Raw genomic sequence first — 20,064 nt, 5'->3', positions numbered from 1 at the left:
AGTCACGGCACGATCGCGCAGCGGCTGACAGGCTCCGCTACTGCTTGTCGTGCATAGATTCCCCGCTGCAACGATGTGAGTAGCGCGTTGCGGGTTTCCTCGGGGCTGATGAGTTCGTCGAAACCCATGTGTTCGGCAGAGCGATACGACGCCTCGAGTTCCATTTCTCGAAGTGACGCCGCGAGTCCGTCGTCCGCATTCGACGCACCGCTGAGGGCATCAGCGCTCATCGCACCCATGGTTGCACCGGGATAGGCATACGCTGCGACCTGTCCGTCGAAGCCGATCAGCGACATCACCATGGAACCGAATCCGTACGCTTTCCGCAGGGTCACATGCATCTTCATCGTCGTAGCGGTGGTCTGCGCAACGAACATGCGGGCACCGCTGCGGAGAACACCCTCGCGTTCGGATTCACTGCCCGGCAGCATTCCGGGATTGTCAGCGAGGAATACGAGCGGCAGATGGAAGGCATCTGCAACCGAGATGAAATGAGCCGCTTTGTCGGCCGCGTCGGAGTCGATCGACCCGGCGATCACCTGCGGCTGATTCGCGACGACCGCTACCGGGTGCCCTCCCAGGTGCGCCAACCCGCAGATGACGGCCCGCCCGAAATCGGGTTGCACCTCGAACCAATCCTTCGTGTCGACGACCGCGTCGATCACGGATCGCATGTCGTAGGTGCTGCGGTTGTCGCGGGAGATGATGTCGAGAAGCTCGGGGGTGTCGCGGGGCTCGGAGAACTCGTCGGGCTCGGTCGCGATGGGGTACGACCACGCGCTCGGCGGGAAGTACGACAGGTAGCGGCGGATCTCGTCGAGAACTTCTTCATCGGTGTCGGCGACGTTGTGGATCAGTCCACTGGCGATGGCGATACCGGGTCCGCCGAGATCTTCTTTCGAGACATCCTCTCCGGTAGAAACTTTCACGACCGGCGGGCCGGCGGTGAAGATCGCGCCCTGCCGGCTCATGATGGCGAAGTCCGAGACCGGTGCAATGAGCGCGCCGTGCCCGGCAGAGGCACCGAGCACCGCGGTGACCACCGGCACCTTGCCCGAGCACTGTGCCTGCGCGAGCAGATCGGTCGGAGTTCTGCCGTAGTGATCTCCGGTGGGGCGGAACCCCGCCCCTTCGAGGAGCATGATGAGCGGAACCTTGTTGCGGACGGCAAGTTCTGCCAGGCGGTAGCGTTTGGAATTGCTGCCCGGCGAGATCGTGCCCGCGAGTGTGGTGAAGTCCTCGGCCCCGACCATCACCGGCATTCCGTGGATGAGTCCCGAACCGGCGACGATGGCGTCGGCGGCAATCTCTCCACCGACGAGCGTGCCGAACTCGTGGAAGCTGCCTTTGTCGAGCAGGTGATCGATTCGCGCTCGCGCATCGAGTTTGCCTTTGCCGCGATGCTTCGCCACCCGTTCCGGGCCACCCATCCCGTGCGCGTGGGTTCGGCGCCGGGAGAGGTCGTCGAGGGCGTCGCCCCAGATCCGCGCCTGTGTCATGTGAGGTCCTTCGGAGGTCGTCATGTGGCTGTCGAGTAACGGATCGGAAGGCGCTTGAGCCCTCCGACGAAAGTGGTTGCGGTCAGTTCGGGTTCGCCAGCGAGTTCGATCGAACCGAGGCGCGGCAACAGTTCGGCGAAGAACTTCTTCATTTCCATCCGCGCCAGGCCCGCGCCCAGGCAAAAGTGCACGCCGAACCCGAATGCGACGTGGCTGTTGGGGTCGCGCCGGATGTCGAAGGCGAAGGGGTCGTCGAAGACCTCTTCGTCGCGGTTGGCCGACGCGTAGGACAACAGAAGGGAATCACCGGCAGCGATGCGTACACCACGGATTTCGGTGTCTTCGGCGGCGGTTCGCATGAACGCCTTGACGGGAGTGACCCACCGGATCATCTCCTCCACCGCGTGCGGCAGCAGGTCGAGGTCGGTGCTCAGCGCTCGACGTTGATCAGGATGGTCGATCAGGGCGCGAAGCCCTCCGGCGATGGAACTGCTGGTCGTGTCGTGGCCTGCGGTCGCGATGATCGTGTAGTACGACATGGTCTCGATATCGGAGAGGGGCGCCCCGTCGATGCGCGCGTTGGCGATCGCGGACGCCATGTCGTCGGTAGGGTTCTCGCGACGCGATGCCGTGAGCGCGTTGAAGTACTCGAACATCTCGAGGAGCGCGTTCATGGTGTCGTCCGCAGACTCCTTTCGTTTCAGTTCGTCGTCGTCCCTACCCACGAGCTCCTGTGTGAGACGCAGCATTCGAGGGAAGTCGGATTCGGGGACGCCGAGCAGCGACATGATGACGTAGAGAGGGAAGTTCACCGCGACCTCGGACACGAAGTCGCACTCACCTCCGGCCTCGAGCATCCGATCGACGTGCGACTTCGCAAGTTGCTCGATTCGAACCTCCATGGTTTTCATGGCCTTCGGGCGGAACCAATCGGTTGCGATCGAGCGAAGCACGCGATGCTGCGCGCCGTCGAGATGGATGAGGGTGCGCACACCGGCCGCGGCCTGCATCTCGTCCGACTCTGCTGTCATGAGCACCGGTCGGGGCGAATTGGTGAAGAGCGTGTTCTCGCGTTCGACGGCCATGACGTCGGCGTGCTTGAGGAGCGCCCAGAACGGCCGGTACGACGGCGCCTCCACCCGGGCCACCGGCTCTGTCGCGCGCGCCTGTGCCAGCACCGCATGAAGGTGGGTTTCGTCCTGGTATGCGGCCGGGGTCGCCAAGACTCTAGCGCCCTCTCCTACGATTCGCTGGTTCACGAACGACACTCCGTTCCGCGCATCCTGGCAGCGTTTCCGTCCGACGCCGGAGGCGTTCGAACCCTGGCCTTCCCGCCCTAGAGTGATTTATAGTGTGCCTTACTGTCAAGCATTCTATATAGCTTTCGTCGGGTTGATCCCCGGAAAGGCACGGGACCACATGGCAACTGATCAGCGCAGAATTGTCGTCGTCGGAGCGGGGTCGGGAATCGGTGCCGCCACGGCCGCCCATTTCCACGAACAAGGCGACCACGTACTTGCCGTCGACCTCCATCCGGACGGTGCGGCAGCGTCGGAACATGCACCGTGCGACCTGCGCGACGCGGCGCAGATCGAGAAGCTGCTCGGCTCGATCGGAGGAGACTGGGACCTGCTGGCCTTCGTCGCCGGGGTGCCCGGAACCGCGCCCCCCGCCGACGTCCTGAAGGTCAACTACCTCGGCATGCGACTGTTCGCCGAAGGAATGCTGCCCTTGCTACGCCAAGGGGGATCCGTCGTCACCGTCGCCTCGGTGGCGGCCGTCGGCTGGCAGGAACGCCAGAACGACCTCGCCGGACTCCTCGAAGCAACCGACGGCGACACCGTCGAACGCTGGCAGGCCGACCAGGATCCGAACTATCCCGTGTACAGCACGTCGAAACAGGCAGCGATCATCTATGCAAAGCGCCTCGCCCCAGCCGCATGGCAGAAGTACGGCGTCCGAGTGAACACGGTGAGCCCCGGACCGACCGAGACCCCGATCCTCAGTGACTTCGAGGAGTCGATGGGCAAGGACGTCCTCGATGGGGTGAAAGCCCTCGTCGGCCGGCATGCCACCGTTGCCGACGTCGTGCCGGTCATCGCGTTCCTGGGATCGCCGGCCGCCGGGTGGGTGAACGGCCAGGACATCCACGTCGACGGCGGCTTCGTCGCCCCGCTCACAGTCGGTGCGCCGATCCAGCTGTAGCCCCCCTTCGACACCCTGAGGTGACCATGCCCGACAACGCCTCGAGCCCCCACGGGCCGGTGCTCGCCGATCTGCACGCCGGCATCCTGACGCTCACACTCAATCGCCCCGAACGGAAGAATGCGATCACCCCCGAGATGTGGGCACGTCTGCGGGATCGCCTTCTCGACGCGACCGCAGGCAACGGGGTCCGTGCGGTAGTGCTCACCGGCGCGGGCGGCACGTTCTGCAGCGGTGCCGACATCGCCGACACCGCGGGGATGGACGAGTTCCCGGACCCGTCCGAGCTGATCAGCACCATCAACGACACCATCCGCCTACTCCAGGAACTTCCGGTGCCGACCGTCGCCAAGGTCAGCGGGGTCGCGGTCGGCGCTGGCTGGAATCTCACGCTGGCCTGCGACCTCGTGGTGGCCGCTGCGGATGCACGGTTCTGCCAGATCTTCGCGCGTCGCGCGTTGTCGCTGGACACAGGTGGGTCGTGGCTACTTCCACGGATTGTCGGGCTACAACGCGCAAAACGGCTGGCCCTGCTAGCCGAGATGATCGGAGCGGAGGAGGCACAGTCGCTCGGTCTCGTCACGTGGGTGACGGCACCGGCGTCGCTCGACGACTTCACTCACGGTATCGCGAAGCAGCTCGCTTCCGGACCTCCGCTCGCACTCGCGCACACCAAAGACCTGCTCAACTGCGGGCTCGACCGGACGTTGACCGAAGCACTCGAGTACGAATCGCAGGCGCAGGCTTCGAACCTTCAGGGCGCCGACGTACTGGAGGCCTTCGCTGCCTTTTCAGAGAAGCGCGACCCCGACTACACCCGCGCCGCGGCCGCCCGGTGAATCACCGGACCCCGACCTCGTTGCAGAAGGAAGAAGAAATGACGTTCGAGACCATCGAGTACGCCGTCGCCGGCCACACCGCGACCCTCACCCTCAACCGGCCCGAAGCCCTCAATGCGCTGAGCCCGCACATGATCACCGAGTTGCGGGCGGCGTACGCCGAGGCCGAGAACGATGACAAGATCTGGACTCTCGTCGTCACCGCCAATGGTCGGGCGTTCTGCACGGGCGCCGACGTCAAGGAGATTCCGGGCGACGGCAAGGTGATCAACGAGCGTCCGTACCTGTCCACCTACGAGCAGTGGGAGGCACCGCAGGAGGGCACGCCCCCATTTCGGTCGATGACCAAGCCGATCATCGTCGCCGTCAACGGACTCTGCTGCGGCGCCGGCATGGATTGGGTCACCACCGGCGATATCGTCATCGCCTCCGAGAAGGCCACCTTCTTCGACCCGCACGTCAGCATCGGTCTTGTCGCGGGACGTGAGATGGTGCGCGCCGCGCGGGTGCTCCCGCGAACCGTCGCGCTGCGGATGGCCCTGATGGGCAAGCACGAACGGATGACCGCCCAGCGCGCATACGAACTCGGCATGATCACCGAGATCGTCGACCCCGACCTGCTGCTCGAGCGGGCTCACGAGATCGCAGACGTCGTGAATGCCAATGCACCACTGGCGGTTCGGGGAACTCGGCTGGCCATCATCAAGGGCTTGGACATGCCGATGCACGAGGCCGAGATGCTGGCCGAGTCGTTCCGTGAGCGGGTGACGCGCACGGAGGATGCGCTCGAGGGCCCCCGAGCATTCGTCGAGAAGCGTGCACCCATGTGGCAGTGCAAGTAGATAAAGCCGGGCAAGTAGATAAAGCCGGGCAAGTAGACGATCAGGTGAAGTCGGAGCCACCATCGATGTTGATGTCGGCTCCGGTGATGTACGAGTTTCGCTTCGAAACCAAGAACGTCACCAGCGGGCCCACTTCCTCCGGCAGGCCCGCACGCGGCATCTGTGCGGGATGCCCGAAATGTGTTCCGATGGCGTCCATCAGAGCGTACGGATCGCGCGATTCCACCCCCACCGACCTCGCCCACTCGATCAAGGCCGGCGTGACGATGGTTCCAGGAGAGACGACGTTCACCAGAATCTCGTCGGGCGCCAGGAATTGCGACAGATTCTTCGACGCACTCGTCAACATCGACTTTGCTGCCGTGTACGCCACGAGCGGAACACTTTGGCGCTGAGTGGATTGCGCAGAGAAGTTGACGATGCGCGCCCACTCCGAGGCACGGAGATAAGGAAGGGCGGCCCTCACGCACCGCACCATCGACATCACACCGTCTTCTACGGCGTCGCGCCACTGGTCGTCGGTCAGGATGTCGAACGTCCCCTGCGTATTCGGCCCCACGGTGTTGACGAGCACATTGAGCTCACCATCCCAACGACCTCCGAGTTCGTCGAAAAGCTCGGACACTGCGTCACCGTCACGCGCGTCGACAGTGAGCCCTACGGCGTCGGGACTTCCATATCCGGACAATGCCTCGGCAGCGGCCTCGACATCGGCCGAAGAACGACCAAGGACCGCAACACGCGCGCCCTCCTCCGCCAAGCACCGGGCAGTAGCAAATCCCATCCCACGGCTGCCGCCCACCACGACGGCCGCTGCGCCTCCGAGTCCAAGATCCATTGAGTCCTCACCTTCGGATACGGTGCAACCTACACCACTATCGAAGCATATACGGTAAGCATATCTACAGCGAAGACAGCGGGGTGAAGGGCATGTCTTCGCCCGATCACACCGACACGACGCACAAGGTGGTACCAATGATGGCGAAGCGAACTCGGCTCGAACGAGGAACCCTCAATCCCGACGACATCCTCCGGGGCGCATTCGAACTCGCCGCAGAGGTCACCGTGGACCAGCTGAGCATGCCGATGCTGGCGCGCCACCTCGACATCGGTGTGACCAGCATCTACTGGTACTTCCGCAAGAAGGACGATCTTCTCACCGCGATGGCCGACCACGCCCTGCGCGAATCCATGCGGTCCATGCCCCTCGTCGAAGCCCCCAACTGGCGCGACACTCTGCGTACTCACGCTCGCACGGTTCGCCGGACCATCCTCGGCCACCCGATCCTGTGCGATCTCGTTCTGATCCGCCCGTCCTTGAGCGCCAATGCAGCTCGTCTGGGCGCACTGCACAACGAGAACGTGATCACGAGCCTCGTCGAATCCGGTTTCACGCTGGCCGACGCGGTAAACATCTACTCGGCCGTGCAGTTGCATGTGCACGGGATGGTCGTCCTCCAACGACTCCAGGAGAAGAACCGGCAATCCGAGGAACCATCGGGTGCGTACTACGAGATCCTGTCGATCTCACCCGATACCACTCCACTCCTTGCGGAGGCAAGCGAGAGCGGCCTGCAGAGCGGCGAACCCAACGACCGGAACTTCGAGTACGGATTGGAATGCATCCTCGACCACGCGGCCCGCGTCCTCGCCTCGCAGGAAGAGTGGGGCGCAGTCCCGGCAAGGTCGACATGACAATCGCGAACCGATAGGACATACGCGCGAGGTCGGCAGCGCGCGGATGTCTCCGGAGACCGCAAGTGTGCCGATCCGGAACCAGAACGGGCCCCGCGGATCATTTCGCTGTGAACCGGGTGACGTCGAGGATCATGACCACCCGGTCGTCCACGTCGTCGGGTAGCTCCGGGCCGGGTTGCCCGTAGCGTTTCCCCAGCGACAGATAGAACGATCCGTCGTGGTCACCCGCCACCGTCACCAGCCAGCCACGCACCTCGAGGCACCGCACCGGGTCTTCAGGGTCGGTGATCAGGAACGAATAGTTGGGATTCGCCTGCAGGCTCACGAACTTCTTGCGGGGAATGACCTGACTCATCCGCAGATGTGCACCGTCCCAGTCGAACCGCATCGGGTTCAGGCTCGGTGATCCGTCGGGACTGACCGTAGCGAGGACGCCGACAATCGGCCGTTCGAGAAGATCCTCGTAACCGAGAGGCACTTTCGATATCATGGTACCAAGTTACAGTAATATCGACTGTTGACATAACGGTTGCGCGCTGCAAGGCTCGAATGGACGAGCGGGCACAAACAAGGAGAACTGCGCAATGACAGGGACCGATGACGCACCGATCTTCGACGCCGACACACACATGTACGAGACATCCGAGGCGCTGACCAGATACCTCCCTGCCGAGTATGCCGATGCCGTCCAGTACGTGCAGATCGGCCGTCGTACGCGCCTCGCCATCAATGGCAAGATTACCGATTTCATCCCGAACCCCACCTTCGACCGAGTCGCAGCACCGGGCGCCCACGAGACGTTCTTCGCCGGCGAGAACGTCGACGGTCTCACACTCCGCGAAATGCAGGGCGCGGCGATCGATTGCCCACCCGCAACCCGCGGTCCCGAGGAACGCTTGACCGAGATGGACCGGCAGGGAGTGCGAGAATCGTTGGTCTTTCCCACCTTGGCGAGTCTCGTCGAGCACTCGTCCGCCGACGATCCGGAACTGACACTCGCGATCGTCCACGCCCTGAACCGGTGGATGCTCGAGCACTGGGGCTTCGACCACGAGAGCCGAGTGTTCACCACTCCCGTGATCAACTGCGCCGAGGTCGACGGTGCCCGCCGCGAGCTCGAGTACCTCGTCGAGAACGGGGCGAAGGTCGCGCTGATCAAACCTGCTCCGGTCAAAGGCCTGCACGGATGGCGTTCTCCAGCCCTCCCCGAGTTCGACCCCTTCTGGCGCGAGGTGGAAACAGCTGGCCTTCCGATCGCGCTCCACGCCAGTCAGCCGCCACTCGACGAGTACGTCAACAAGTGGGAGCCCCCGAACACCCAGAACTTCATGGCCATGAGCGCATTCCGTTGGCTCGCGCTCGGACACCGAGAGATCGCCGACATGCTCGGCAGCCTGATCTGCCACGGAACTCTCACCCGCTTCCCGAAGCTGCGAATCGCAAGCGTGGAGAACGGAAGTTCGTGGATTCGGCCGCTGTTCCACGACCTCGAGGACCTGACGAAGAAGATGCCGCAGAATTTTCCCGAGGATCCGCTCGAGGTATTCCGTCGCAACGTCTGGGTCAGCCCCTTCTGGGAGGGCTCGGTGGCCGATGTCGTCGACATGGTCGGCTGGGACAAGGTCATGTTCGGATCCGACTATCCGCACCCCGAAGGCCTTCCCGAGCCCAAGGGCTACTGGAAGTACGCGGAGGGAATGGATCGTCGACGCACCTGGGATTTCATGGGTGACAACGCTCGCCGCTTCATGGGCTTACCGATCGCAAATCCGGATCCGGAGGCCTCGAACCCGCCGAAGCTCGCCACAGCAAGGTAATTGCCTCCGAATCCGATCCTCGAGGACTCTCGTACAGCCCTCGGAAAGGAACGAGCATGGACAAGAACGATATGATCCTGGTCAGCGTCGACGACCACATCATCGAACCACCGGATATGTTCGCCAATCATCTCCCCAAGAAGTACGTCGACGATGCACCGCGTCTCGTGCACATGGAGAACGGCGCGGACATGTGGAAGTTCCGCGACCGAATCATTCCCAACGTTGCCCTCAATGCAGTCGCCGGTCGTCCGAAGGAGGAGTACGGCCTCGAACCCGAAGGCCTCGACGAGATCCGACCGGGCTGTTACGACGTACACGAACGGGTCAAGGATATGAACGCCGGTGGCGTTCTGGCGCAGATGAACTTCCCGTCGTTCCCCGGTTTCGCCGCTCGCCTGTTCGCGACCGAGGATTCCGAATTCTCGCTCGCGCTGGTGCAGGCCTACAACGACTGGCACATCGACGAGTGGTGCGGTGCGTACCCCGGGCGGTTCATTCCGATGGGCTTACCAGTGATCTGGGACGCCGAACTGTGCGCTCAGGAGGTCCGACGCCTGGCGAAGAAGGGAGTGCACTCCCTCACCTTCACCGAGAATCCGGCCGCACTCGGATACCCGAGTTTCCACGACGAGTACTGGAATCCGTTGTGGAAGGCCCTCGTCGATACCGATACCGTGATGTCGGTCCACATTGGCTCGTCGGGCAAACTCTCGATCCCCGCGACAGATTCACCACCTGACGTGATGATTACCCTCCAGCCGATGAACATCGTGAACGCAGCCGCCGATCTCCTGTGGTCGCGCCCGGTCAAGGAATACAAGGACCTCAAGATTGCCCTCTCGGAGGGCGGCACGGGCTGGATCCCGTACTTCCTCGAGCGCGTAGACCGGACTTTCGAGATGCATTCGACGTGGACGTTGCAGGACTTCGGCGGAAAGCTTCCCAGCGACGTGTTCCGCGAACACTTCCTCACGTGCTTCATCAGCGACCCGCTCGGCGTCAAGCTCCGCCACGATATCGGAATCGACAACATCGCTTGGGAAATGGACTATCCCCACAGTGATTCGATGTGGCCGGGCGCCCCCGAGGAACTGAACGGCGTCTTCGCTGCCGACCAGGTTCCCGACATCGAGGTCGACAAGATGACTCACCTGAACGCGATGCGGTGGTATTCGTTCGACCCGTTCGCACACATACCCCGCGAGCAAGCCACCGTCGGTGCGCTGCGCGCCGCATCGGCGGACCACGACGTGAGCATCCGTGCGCTGAGCCATCACCAGACGAGACCCGAAGAGAAACTCGCGGCCTGGGAGCAGCAGATCAGCGCGGCCTCTCAGATGCAGCGTTCGAGCTGAACCGTCGCCGATCACCGACCGAAAAGAGCGAGGCATCCATTGGACGTGCCATTCACCTGGAAGGTCACGGGCTGGTTCGTGATCGGCTGGTCGGAGGAGTTCAAGACCGGGCAGAGCAGGGCTCTCAGGTATTTCGGGGATGACCTCGTCGCCTACCGCGATGAGTCGGACGAACTGCACGTCATGACCGGGCACTGCCGTCATCTCGGAGCGCACCTCGGGCACGGCGGAAAAGTGGTGGGCGACTGCATCGAATGCCCGTTCCACGGTTGGCGGTGGGGGCCGGACGGGTCGAACCGGTACATACCCTACGACCCGGATCGCCCCAACAAAGCACTGAAACTGCGGGTCTACCCGGTCCTGGAGCAGCACGGAATCGTCTACATGTGGCATCAGCCGGCCGGGCTGCCGCCGCAGTGGGAGCTACCCGACCCGTTCACGAAATTCCCCGAAATCACCGCCGGTCCCGACAGCTACTACCGCATCTATCCGGAGTTCTCACGCCGGGCGGAGTACGAGCCGGTGCATCCGCAGATCGTGGCCGAGAACGGTCCGGACAGTGCACATTTTCGATACGTACACGGCGCCAGCGTCACACCGGTATCGCTCGGATGGGAAGCCGTCGACAACGAATGGCGGTTCCTCACCGGTTGGCCTGACGCCACCAGCGACGACCCCGACAAGATGGCGCTGCGCATCCACAGCCACTTCTCCGGACTGGGGTACGCGATGAGCGCGTTCGAAGGCGCACAGAACTACCGGCTGATCTTCGCCTGCACCCCCGTCGACGACGGACATTCCGACCTCTTCTATTCGATCTGGTGGCCTCGCAACGACGGTGATGACTCCGAGGCCCCACCTCAGGACGTTCAGGAGAAAGTCGAGCGTCGATTCCTCCACACCGTCTTCGAAGACCTCGGCATCTGGCGCTACCAGATCTACGTCGAGAATCCGCCGCTCGGCCGTGTCGACGCCAAGCCGTACATGGCGATGCGTCGGTGGGCAACGCAATTCTACGAAGTCCAGACGGCAGACTCGATCCAGGACCGCGCGTGAGTGCGCCCTCGCTGACAGACCTTCTGAATCCGGACCGTACGGCTATCGTCACACAGGAACTGCAGGGCGCCGTCGTCGGTCCGGATTCGCGCATGGCGGAGCTTGGGCACGAGGCGAGACGTATGGCCATACCCAATATCAGCCGGCTTCTGCCCGTCGCCCGCGAGGCGGGTGTTCGTGTGGTGCACTGTCTGGTTCACCGTCGCGACGACAACCAGGGGTCGAACCACAATGCGCGGCTCTTCGCGATCGGACGCCACACCACGACCATGCCGCCGGGAAGCCCTGGAGCCTCCTTGCTTCCGGAGCTCGGACCTGCGCCATCGGACCTGGTGTTGACCCGCATGCACGGTCTCGGTCCGATGGGCGGCACCGACCTCGACGCTGTTCTACGCAACCTCGGTATCGACACGATCGTGGCGGTCGGCGTCTCGTTGAACGTCGCAATACCCAACCTGGTGATGGACGCGGTCAACAATTCGTATCGCGTGGTCATCCCTCGCGATGCCGTCGCGGGAATCCCCACCGATTACGCAGCGGCAATGATCGACCACACACTGAGCGTGCTCGCGACCGTCACCACTACCGAGGACGTTCTCTCGGTGTGGAGACGGTAGCGACACCGACTCGTCAATCGCTGGCAGGAAGTGCTTTCGATTCTTTCTGGCGAAGCGGCGTATCTCCCGCAGACAAACTCCCTGTGCCCGACTTGGTCACCAGCACTTCGGCGCCGTCGTCGGCGACGTAGCGCTTGCCGATGAGCGTCCCGTTGGCATGCTCCTCCGCAAGAGTGATCCCGTTCTGCTTTGCCGCTCCCACGGGCACCATCGCTGCTCCCCCGCACCGGAGACCGTCGAGCGAAGCAGCTGCGGACACAACGATCACCTGCGTGTCGCAGGCCTGACTTTCCAAACGCGTACCGGTCTTGATCATCTGTAATGCTCCGTCCCTAATTCGTCAATGCAATCGGGCCATCTGCCACAACGGCGGAGAGCCAGCCGAGGTCGACCCCTGCATCTTCGGCGGCTGCCACACATGCGGCGACATCCTTCCGCAGAAACGGAGACGCGAACTCGGTGAAGGCCTCGACTCCGCCGACCTTGCCGATGGAGGCGAGCGCATGACTTCGACCGCTGCACAACGCGATCGCGTCGAGTAGCTCACGACTTCCGATACCGAGACGTTCGCCGAGTTCGACAGCCGCTGCAGCAAGTTGAGCATTCGCCGCGAACAGCAGATTGTTCACCAACTTCAGGTTGAGGGCGCTACCGAATCGCCCGGTCCTGATGATCGGATCGGCGTAGGCCCCCACTGCAGGTTCCACGCGGTCGAGCAACGACTCCTCTCCGCCCAGAAGCACGGTCAGCGTACCGGAATCGATGTCGTCGGCCGACCCGCTCACCGGCGCATCGACGAGCACTGGCCCGTCCGGGTGGTCAGCACGAATCTTCTCGAGGGTGCCGACAGTCCCCGTCGTGTGCGACACGACGATCGTGCTGTCCTTCGCGTGCGCCATGAACCCATCCGGCCCGGCGGCCAATTCCATGAGTTGCGCATCCGAGAACAAGCAGACGACGAGAATGTCGGCCTGCCGAGCCACATCCGCGACCGAGTCTGCGAGGTACGCGCCGGCCGCGCCCAAACGCATGCGTACCTCCTCCTTGCGTGCGTAGAGACGGACATCGCGACCTGCATCGAGGAGTCGGCGGACCATGGGCTCACCCATCTGGCCGGCTCCGAGAAATCCGATGATGTCGGTCATGGTGGTATTCATCCCTTCCAAGGCACGGACTTCACATAGCCGCCCGCGTCGATCCGAAGCTGGGTGCCGGTGATGAAGCGCGACGCATCACTCGCGAGGAAGAGAACTGCCTCGGAAACGTCGGACGGTTCGATGTAGGGCACACGCATCGCCTGCATCGCCGGGAATGCCATCTCGGCCTCTTCTCTCGTCGGGTGTTCGAGGTCGGGTCGGAACACCCGGTACATGCCCTCGTTGTGGAGCATGTCGGTGTTCACGTTCGTCGGGTGCACAGCGTTGATGCGAATGTCCTGCTTCGCCAACTGCACTGCGAGATCGTTGACGTAGCGTGCCACCACCTGCTTCGCGAGGCTGTAGGCCGAGCCGCCCGGTCCTTGATTGGTCGCGCTGCCCAATTGAGCGGCCAACGAGCCGGTCGCGATGATCGACGCACCCTTCCCGAGGTGCGGAATACTGCCCTGAACGACGTTGAACACACCTGCCAAGTCGGTATCGATCGTGTCGGACCACGACTGCAACGTCTGGCCGTCGCCCATCGGGCATATTCCCGCGTTGGCGACGACGATGTCGAGCGCGCCGAGTTCACTCACTCCTCCGGCGATCGCGTTCCACACGTCGCGGCGTTCGCGGACGTCCGCGATCACCGGGTGAACACGGACGCCTTCCTTCTCCACGAGGCGGGCGGTCTCCTCCAGATCCTCCCGACTCGCCAGTGGATATGTGTTGCCCTCGAGGTCGGCGCAGATATCGAGGGCGATGATACTTGCGCCCTCGGCCGCGAGGTGAACCGCATGCGACCTCCCCTGTCCGCGTGCCGCTCCCGAGACCAGTGCGATCTTGTTGTCGAGCTTACCCATCAGTGTTCCTTTCCTAGCCGATGCGCGAAACAGTCCTCATACTTGGCGGGGTACCCGGGCGGCAAGGGTTTTGGTTTCGAGGTACTGTTCGAAACCTTCTATCCCGCACTGCCTCCCGACACCGCTGTTCTTGTATCCACCGAATGGTGCGTCGGCGCCGTAGAACATCCCGCCATTGATGCCGACGGCTCCGGTGCGCATGCGACGCGCGATGACTTCGCCACGTTCGAACGAATCGGTCATGATTGCACCGGCGAGGCCGAACTGGCTGTCGTTGGCGATCCGGATCGCCTCATCGTCGGTGGCGAAGGGGATCAGGATTGCAACCGGCCCGAAGACCTCCTCCTGCGCGAGGGCAGCACTGTTGTCGATGCCCGTCACGAGTGTCGGCGCTACGAAGTGGCCGTTTCCCAGATGTTCGGCCAATCCGTCGACCTCACCTCCGCCCACGAGGAAGCGAGCACCGTCGATGCGGGCCTGATCGAGCATGCCGAGCACCTTCGTTTTCTGGGCAGCGCTGATCAGTGGCCCGACGAATGTCCCCGGCGCCGCCGGGTCTCCGACCGGAAGTTGCTTGTACGCCTCAGCCGCTCCGGCGACTAGATCGTCGAAAATCGACTCGTGCACAAGGATTCGGGTATTGACCGCGCAGGCCTGCCCTGCGTGTGAGCACGCGCCGATCGTCGCCATGATCGCCTTCGAGAGGTCGGCGCCGTCGGTCACGATGAGGGCGGATTTGCCACCGAGTTCCAGGAATGTCCGCTTCATCGTTGCGGCGGCTCGACGCATCAGCGTGCGACCGACGGCGGTCGATCCGGTGAAGGAGATGAGGTCGACGCGAGGGTCGTCGGCGAGCAGTCCCGCGACGTCGTTGTCGGGTGTGGTCACAACGTTGAAGACCCCGGGTGGGATGTCGGTCTTCTCCGCGACCAGGCGGCCGAGACGAGCGGCGTTCCATGGCGTGTTCGGATCCGGCTTGAGGACCACGGTATTGCCCGCGGCCAGGGCCGGACCGATCTTGTTGAGGACCACCTCGATCGGGTAGTTCGACGGCGTGATCGCTGCAACCACCCCCACCGCTTCCTGAACCACGGTGCGGATGTTTCGCTGTCCGAACAGTCCTCCGCCGTCGAGGATCCGTTCCCATTCGAAGCTGTCGATCAGCGATGCCGGATACCGGAGGGCATCGGCCAGCGGCCAGTCCAGCTGGGCATCGGCCGTGGCCATCACTGGGCATCCGACCTCTGCTACGAGTTCGTCTCTCAGGTCTTCCTTCTCGGACTCGATCGCAGCCTGGAGTTGTTCGAGGCAATGCCGTCGCAGGGCGCGGTCGTTCGACCACGACGTCTCGTCGAAGGCGCGACGTGCCGCACCGATTGCTCGAGTCATGTCGTCGGCGTTCGCGGCGGCAGCATCGCCGAGCACAAGTCCGGTGGCGGGACTGAGATTTCGATACGTCGCGCCGCCCGTCGCTTCGGTCAACACTCCATCGATGAGCAGACGTGCCTCTGCCCGCTCCGCAACACGCCGACCCAGCTCCACACTCGTGATCTCAGGACTGTCGACGACCTTACCCATACACCCTCCTCGACTACAGAACCGGATGACTAACTGTAACCAATACAGTAATGTTCTGGGAAGCTGTACAGACGACTTTCTGCGAGAAGGGAACGCCGATGTCCGATCTCCTCAACGGTGTGACGGTAGTGGAACTTGCATCCTGGACCTATGTTCCGAGCGCCGGTGTCGTCCTCCGAGATTGGGGCGCCGATGTGATAAAAGTCGAGGACACCCGAGGCGGCGACCCGTGCCGCTACCTGACAGTCGGCGGCCTCGACCCCGCAGACTCCCGAGTGGCGGCCAACTTCATGATGGAGATCGGAAACCACGGAAAGCGCAGTATCGCAATCGATATCAAGACACCCGAGGGGCGCGAGATCTTTGCGAAGCTCATCGCGAAGGCCGACGTCCTCCTGACGAATTGGCTTCCGGGGGCCCTCGCACGCGCCGACCTCTCGGTCGACACTCTGCGCTCGTTCAACCCGAAGTTGATCATCGCGCGCGGTAGCGGACAGGGCCCGCTGGGACCCGACCGCGACAAGGGCGGGTTCGACGCCTCCGGGTACACAGCACGCGCGGGGGTTGCCTACGCCCTCACTCCGGACGGCCAGGAGTTCCCGTTCGCGCAAGGCCCCGCATTCGGCGATCTGCAGGGTGGTAGCACCCTCGCCGGCGGCATCGTCGCAGCCCTATTCCACCGGGAGCGGACCGGAGCGGCACGAACAGTCGACGGATCACTTCTTGCCCAGGGAATGTGGGCTGTGGCACCGGACATCTGCGCGGCCGACTACTACGGAATCGACCGCATCCCGGCCTACTCCCAGGGTGAGGCTCCTAATCCAGTGGTGAATCGCTACAAGACTCGCGACGGCCGGTGGCTTCAGCTCGTGTTCCTGCAGGCCGATCGCTTCTGGCATGGGTTCTGCGAACGGATCGGGCACCCCGAACTCGCGGTCGACGAACGGTTCACCCCGCTCGCCAATCTCGTCGCCAACAAAGACGAAGCGACGACCCTGCTGCGAAGGATCTTCGCCGATCGCGATCTTGCCGAGTGGCAGAAGATCCTCGCCGACGAGCCGGGTGTGTGGGCGCCGCTCGCTACCCCGGCCGAGGTGCTCGACGACCCGCAGGCCGACGCCAATGGCTACCTGATGAGTGTCACGGACGAGAACGGCGAGGTGTTCAAGACGGTCGCCGCCCCGATCCAGTTCGACGAGACTCCTGCGGAACCGGGGCGCTCACCCGAACACGGCGAACACACCGACCAGATCCTCGAAGAACTGGGGATGTGCTGGGACGACATCATCGCCGCGAAGGTCGCCGGAGCCGTCCTGTAAACCCCGCGACACACAACGCCGGCCGGACCAAGTGTGGTCCGGCCGGCGTTCTCGTGGCGGGGACTCAGCTCTTGACCGGTGCGTACACCGGCCGGCCCAGCCCGAGCATGTACTGCCCGATCATGTTGCGGAACACTTCCAGGGTTCCCCCATAGATTCCGCACAGTGGTGCCCACCGGTACAGGTATTCGCTCGCCCCGTCGTCGATCGCGCCGTCGACGTCCGTCGGCAGCACCGACGCGGAACCCAGGATATCCATCAGCTCGGGAGCGACGTCGCGCATCGTCTGAGCGATCGCGACACGGCCGTACATGTTGGGCGTACTCAGCGCCATCTCGATCCGGGCAACGGACCTGCCCAGACGGTCGGCGACGGCTCCGTCGTCGATGCGGCGCTGCCCGTCGCTCCCAGGTCGGGCCACGATTGCTGCGACCTTGTCGACCGCCGCGCCCATGAACATGCCCTGATGCTGGAGAATCGCGATGTCGTCGAGACCATCGGTGGCCGCGTCGACAACCCCGTGCTCCGCGTCGAGCGGCCCCCGCAACACCGCCCAGCCCCCGTTGACTTCCCCGAGCCGGTACTTGTCGGAGATCCGCACGTCGTTGTAGTAGACGATGTTGGTGCGATCGCCATCTACCGTCCACAGGCCCTGGACCTCGATGCCGGGAGCATCGAGTGGAACCAGGAACATGGTCAGGCTCTTGTGTTTCCGCTCCGCGTTCGGATCAGTATTGGTGATCAGGAAGACGTACCGGCAGTTGTGTGCGCCGGTGGTGAACATCTTGGAACCGTTGATCACCCAGTCGTCGCCGTCCCGCACCGCCCTCGTCTTGCAGGTCGCGATATCCGAACCGCCCTCGGGCTCCGTGTACCCGAGGCACATCCGCACGTGACCGCTGAACACTCCGGGCATCACCTCGTCCCGCAGTTCCGCCGAGCCGTATGCCTCGACGGAATGCGAGACCAGGATCGTCGTTCCCCATGTCACCCACGGAACATGAGAACGGCGACGTTCGAGTGCCCAGATGCGGCTCTCGACACGAGAGAAACCGCCGTCCTCGGGTGTGCGATACTCGCGTTCGAGGTAACCGGCTTCGCCCATCGCGAGATGGACGCCCTCATCGAAGTTGTCTCCCGTCTCCCGATCACGTCTGCGCACTTCGTCGGTGACATGCTTGTCCAGGAACGTACGAATCTCGTCGAGAAACGCCTGCTCGTCTCCGGCCAGTTCGACCCGTGAGAAATCCATGTTCTCCTCCTCTACACCGCGGCCAGTGCCGCATCGGCACCCGCCGGAGCGACGGAAAGTAGTGCGGAACGTTTCTGTGCCACCAGCCGAGCCACGTGCCGTGTGGTGTCGGCGAGATCTCCGCCGGCCAACGACCAGCCACGCGCCCGCACGAGATACGAACTTGCTGCCGCCTCGGTGGACACGCCGAGCCCGCCCTGGATGTGCACAGACATGGTCGCGGCGGGCGCCGCCTCTTCCGCCATGAAGACGAAGGCCGCGCCCGGAAGTTCAGGTCTGACGTCCGGCTCGTTCTCCAGGAACCACGCTGCCTTGCGCACCAAGGCTCGTCCGCCTTCCACGACGATGGCGATGTTCGCCAGTGGATGCGAAATGCCCTGCAGCGAGGAGATGGGAACCCCCAGCGTATAGCGGGTCTTCGCGAACTCGGCGGCGAGGCGCATCGTCTGTTCCACCAGACCCACCAGCGCCGACGCGGTCAGCAGGCGCCATTCGTCGAGTGCCCGATCCAACTCCGCGATGGCGGTGGGGCCACTCCCGAGAACCTTCCGGTGTGTTGCATCGGCGGGGTCGACCCACGCCATCGGCAGCTTCCCAAGATTTTCGACATGCTCCGGGGCCGGGGCAAACGTGAGGAGCACGACGTCGTCGCCGTCGCGCACGATGAGGTCGTCGGCGATCGATGCGGTGGGGATCAGGCGTCGGCCCGTCCGGTCACCGAGATGTGGGTCGAGACCGACGATGCGTGTGCCCGAGGCCACCGGACCAAGATCCCGGGTGTCCAGACGCGCGAGAAGTCTCGCCGCACAAATATGATCGATCCACGGGATGGGAGCGAGATACCTGCCCGCTTCCTCGGCGACCAGCGTCAGATCGACCAGCGTCGCGCCGTCGCCGCCGGCCTCCTCCGGAAGGGCCATCGTCGTCGCACCGGTCGCGCAGAGTTTCTCCCACAGTGCTCGGTCGAATCCGTCGTCCGCGGCGGCCTGCACGCTCTCGATCGTGCAGCGGGTTTCGAAGAACTTGGCGTACGCGTTCTGCAGGTCCAGCTGGTCTTCGCTCAGGCTGTAGTCCTCGCGCCGCAGCTCGTACCGATCCATCTCTACTCCTTAAGTTGTCGTCCGGAGATCAGCCGAGGGGCTGCCGGTCGCCGAAGAAGAACTCCTCTGCATTGCCGAAGAGGTAGTTGTCGAGTGCCGTCTCGGGCAGGTCGAGTGCCAGCGCCTCGGGGATGATGCGGCGCTGCGTCAGCACCGGCCAATCGGACGCGAAGATCACCTTGTTCTGCCCGCGCGTGCGCATGAAATGCAAGAGGTTCTCCGGCAGGCGTTTCGGCGACCACGCCGATGTCATGAGCCGCAGGTTCGGGAACCGGATCAACATCCGGATCGCGACATCCCACCACGGATCCGCTCCGTGGACCATGCAGAGCTTCAATTCCGGGAAGCGCACGCACACCTTGTCGAGGTGAATCGGGTTCTGAACTTCTCCGGGAAGCGCAGGACCGGGAATGCCGGTGTTCATGCACAGCGGCAGGCCGATCTCGGCGCACTTCGTGTACAGCGGGTAGTACAAGGCATGGCTCGGCGGATAGTCACCGTCACCCCAGAAACTGGGGCCTATCGCCGCATAGCTGACCGGCAGGTCCTGCGTAATTACGGTGAGTTCCCGCAGCGCCTTGATCGGTCGGAACAGACTACCGACCCCCATCGCGAGAGAGAACCGCTCCGGGTGGGCTTCGACGAACTTCCGGGCGGTGAGCCGGGGCGTCGCGATGGAGTCCATCAGGATCGCCTTCTGCACGCCTTGCTCGTCCATCTCGTCGAGCAGTTCCGACATGTCGACCGGATCGAACATCGATTTCGGGCCCTTGAAGTAGTTGTCGCGAACCGACGTCATCCACTTCGGCTGCGAGTCCGCCTCCCCGAAGTGGACGTTGACCAGACAGTCGATAGCTTTGCGCGGCATATGAACTCCGTTCG

General features: G+C 63.6%; 20 protein-coding genes. 9 read left to right on the top strand and 11 right to left on the bottom strand.

Going from position 1 to position 20,064, the window contains the following annotated elements; genetic code table 11:
• Positions 1-2: 2 nt before the first annotated feature.
• Positions 3-1,499 carry an acyl-CoA carboxylase subunit beta gene (locus tag ACZI8W_RS10385; RefSeq protein WP_463368409.1) on the bottom strand — a complete coding sequence of 499 codons (1,497 nt, stop codon included), beginning with the start codon at positions 1,497-1,499 and terminating at the stop codon, positions 3-5.
• Between the two features lie 20 nt (positions 1,500-1,519).
• Entirely contained in the window at positions 1,520-2,758 is a 1,239-nt protein-coding gene (locus tag ACZI8W_RS10380; RefSeq protein WP_463368408.1) for a cytochrome P450, read from the bottom strand.
• 160 nt (positions 2,759-2,918) lie between these two features.
• Here ACZI8W_RS10380 and ACZI8W_RS10375 point away from each other — a divergent pair, with 160 nt between their 5' ends.
• The 3 genes from ACZI8W_RS10375 to ACZI8W_RS10365 are packed head-to-tail and all read left to right on the top strand — an operon-like array spanning position 2,919 to position 5,385.
• Positions 2,919-3,704 carry an SDR family oxidoreductase gene (locus ACZI8W_RS10375; RefSeq protein ID WP_463368407.1) on the top strand — a complete coding sequence of 262 codons (786 nt, stop codon included), beginning with the start codon at positions 2,919-2,921 and terminating at the stop codon, positions 3,702-3,704.
• A 26-nt stretch (positions 3,705-3,730) separates the two neighbouring features.
• The gene (locus ACZI8W_RS10370; protein WP_463368406.1) at positions 3,731-4,543 is read left to right on the top strand and encodes an enoyl-CoA hydratase/isomerase family protein; all 813 of its coding nucleotides are present in this window, start codon (positions 3,731-3,733) and stop codon (positions 4,541-4,543) included.
• 38 nt (positions 4,544-4,581) lie between these two features.
• Positions 4,582-5,385 (top strand): enoyl-CoA hydratase/isomerase family protein, encoded by an 804-nt coding sequence (locus ACZI8W_RS10365; protein WP_463368405.1) that lies wholly within the window; start codon positions 4,582-4,584, stop codon positions 5,383-5,385.
• A gap of 40 nt (positions 5,386-5,425) precedes the next feature.
• On the opposite strand, the gene ACZI8W_RS10360 is transcribed toward ACZI8W_RS10365, so the two are convergent.
• Positions 5,426-6,223 carry an SDR family NAD(P)-dependent oxidoreductase gene (locus tag ACZI8W_RS10360; RefSeq protein WP_463368404.1) on the bottom strand — a complete coding sequence of 266 codons (798 nt, stop codon included), beginning with the start codon at positions 6,221-6,223 and terminating at the stop codon, positions 5,426-5,428.
• Positions 6,224-6,363: 140 nt separating this feature from the next.
• Here ACZI8W_RS10360 and ACZI8W_RS10355 point away from each other — a divergent pair, with 140 nt between their 5' ends.
• Complete coding sequence (locus ACZI8W_RS10355; protein ID WP_463368403.1) at positions 6,364-7,080, top strand: TetR/AcrR family transcriptional regulator; 717 nt, start codon at positions 6,364-6,366, stop codon at positions 7,078-7,080.
• Positions 7,081-7,180: 100 nt separating this feature from the next.
• Here ACZI8W_RS10355 and ACZI8W_RS10350 read toward each other — a convergent pair whose 3' ends face one another.
• Positions 7,181-7,573, bottom strand: a complete 393-nt coding sequence (locus ACZI8W_RS10350) for a pyridoxamine 5'-phosphate oxidase family protein (protein ID WP_463368402.1) — start codon at positions 7,571-7,573, stop codon at positions 7,181-7,183.
• Positions 7,574-7,667: 94 nt separating this feature from the next.
• On the opposite strand from ACZI8W_RS10350, the gene ACZI8W_RS10345 reads away from it, so the two are divergent.
• The 4 genes from ACZI8W_RS10345 to ACZI8W_RS10330 are packed head-to-tail and all read left to right on the top strand — an operon-like array spanning position 7,668 to position 11,931.
• Positions 7,668-8,900 carry an amidohydrolase family protein gene (locus tag ACZI8W_RS10345; protein ID WP_463368401.1) on the top strand — a complete coding sequence of 411 codons (1,233 nt, stop codon included), beginning with the start codon at positions 7,668-7,670 and terminating at the stop codon, positions 8,898-8,900.
• A gap of 56 nt (positions 8,901-8,956) precedes the next feature.
• Positions 8,957-10,258: an amidohydrolase family protein gene (locus ACZI8W_RS10340; protein ID WP_463368400.1), complete on the top strand. Its 1,302-nt coding sequence runs from the start codon at positions 8,957-8,959 to the stop codon at positions 10,256-10,258.
• A gap of 39 nt (positions 10,259-10,297) precedes the next feature.
• Entirely contained in the window at positions 10,298-11,314 is a 1,017-nt protein-coding gene (locus ACZI8W_RS10335; RefSeq protein WP_463368399.1) for a Rieske 2Fe-2S domain-containing protein, read from the top strand.
• 11 nt (positions 11,315-11,325) lie between these two features.
• The gene (locus ACZI8W_RS10330) at positions 11,326-11,931 is read left to right on the top strand and encodes a cysteine hydrolase family protein (RefSeq protein ID WP_463368600.1); all 606 of its coding nucleotides are present in this window, start codon (positions 11,326-11,328) and stop codon (positions 11,929-11,931) included.
• A 13-nt stretch (positions 11,932-11,944) separates the two neighbouring features.
• On the opposite strand, the gene ACZI8W_RS10325 is transcribed toward ACZI8W_RS10330, so the two are convergent.
• The 4 genes from ACZI8W_RS10325 to ACZI8W_RS10310 are packed head-to-tail and all read right to left on the bottom strand — an operon-like array spanning position 11,945 to position 15,511.
• Complete coding sequence (locus tag ACZI8W_RS10325) at positions 11,945-12,247, bottom strand: hypothetical protein (RefSeq protein WP_463368398.1); 303 nt, start codon at positions 12,245-12,247, stop codon at positions 11,945-11,947.
• Between the two features lie 16 nt (positions 12,248-12,263).
• On the bottom strand, positions 12,264-13,076 hold the full coding sequence (locus tag ACZI8W_RS10320; protein ID WP_463368397.1) for an NAD(P)-dependent oxidoreductase: 813 nt from the start codon (positions 13,074-13,076) through the stop codon (positions 12,264-12,266).
• An 8-nt stretch (positions 13,077-13,084) separates the two neighbouring features.
• Positions 13,085-13,933, bottom strand: a complete 849-nt coding sequence (locus ACZI8W_RS10315; RefSeq protein WP_463368396.1) for a mycofactocin-coupled SDR family oxidoreductase — start codon at positions 13,931-13,933, stop codon at positions 13,085-13,087.
• 36 nt (positions 13,934-13,969) lie between these two features.
• Positions 13,970-15,511, bottom strand: a complete 1,542-nt coding sequence (locus ACZI8W_RS10310; protein ID WP_463368395.1) for an aldehyde dehydrogenase family protein — start codon at positions 15,509-15,511, stop codon at positions 13,970-13,972.
• Positions 15,512-15,609: 98 nt separating this feature from the next.
• On the opposite strand from ACZI8W_RS10310, the gene ACZI8W_RS10305 reads away from it, so the two are divergent.
• Positions 15,610-16,830 (top strand): CaiB/BaiF CoA transferase family protein, encoded by a 1,221-nt coding sequence (locus ACZI8W_RS10305; RefSeq protein WP_463368394.1) that lies wholly within the window; start codon positions 15,610-15,612, stop codon positions 16,828-16,830.
• Between the two features lie 64 nt (positions 16,831-16,894).
• On the opposite strand, the gene ACZI8W_RS10300 is transcribed toward ACZI8W_RS10305, so the two are convergent.
• From ACZI8W_RS10300 to ACZI8W_RS10290, 3 genes are read right to left on the bottom strand one after another with little or no spacing between them, the layout of a single operon-like run.
• Positions 16,895-18,082 carry an acyl-CoA dehydrogenase family protein gene (locus ACZI8W_RS10300; RefSeq protein ID WP_463368393.1) on the bottom strand — a complete coding sequence of 396 codons (1,188 nt, stop codon included), beginning with the start codon at positions 18,080-18,082 and terminating at the stop codon, positions 16,895-16,897.
• An 11-nt stretch (positions 18,083-18,093) separates the two neighbouring features.
• On the bottom strand, positions 18,094-19,182 hold the full coding sequence (locus ACZI8W_RS10295) for an acyl-CoA dehydrogenase family protein (RefSeq protein WP_463368392.1): 1,089 nt from the start codon (positions 19,180-19,182) through the stop codon (positions 18,094-18,096).
• A 28-nt stretch (positions 19,183-19,210) separates the two neighbouring features.
• Positions 19,211-20,050: an amidohydrolase family protein gene (locus ACZI8W_RS10290; protein WP_463368391.1), complete on the bottom strand. Its 840-nt coding sequence runs from the start codon at positions 20,048-20,050 to the stop codon at positions 19,211-19,213.
• Positions 20,051-20,064: the final 14 nt, after the last annotated feature.

It is taken from the genome of Rhodococcus ruitaii, assembly GCF_055230935.1.
Note: the sequence above shows the minus strand (reverse complement) of the source record. Positions and strands in the feature narration are given on the sequence as shown.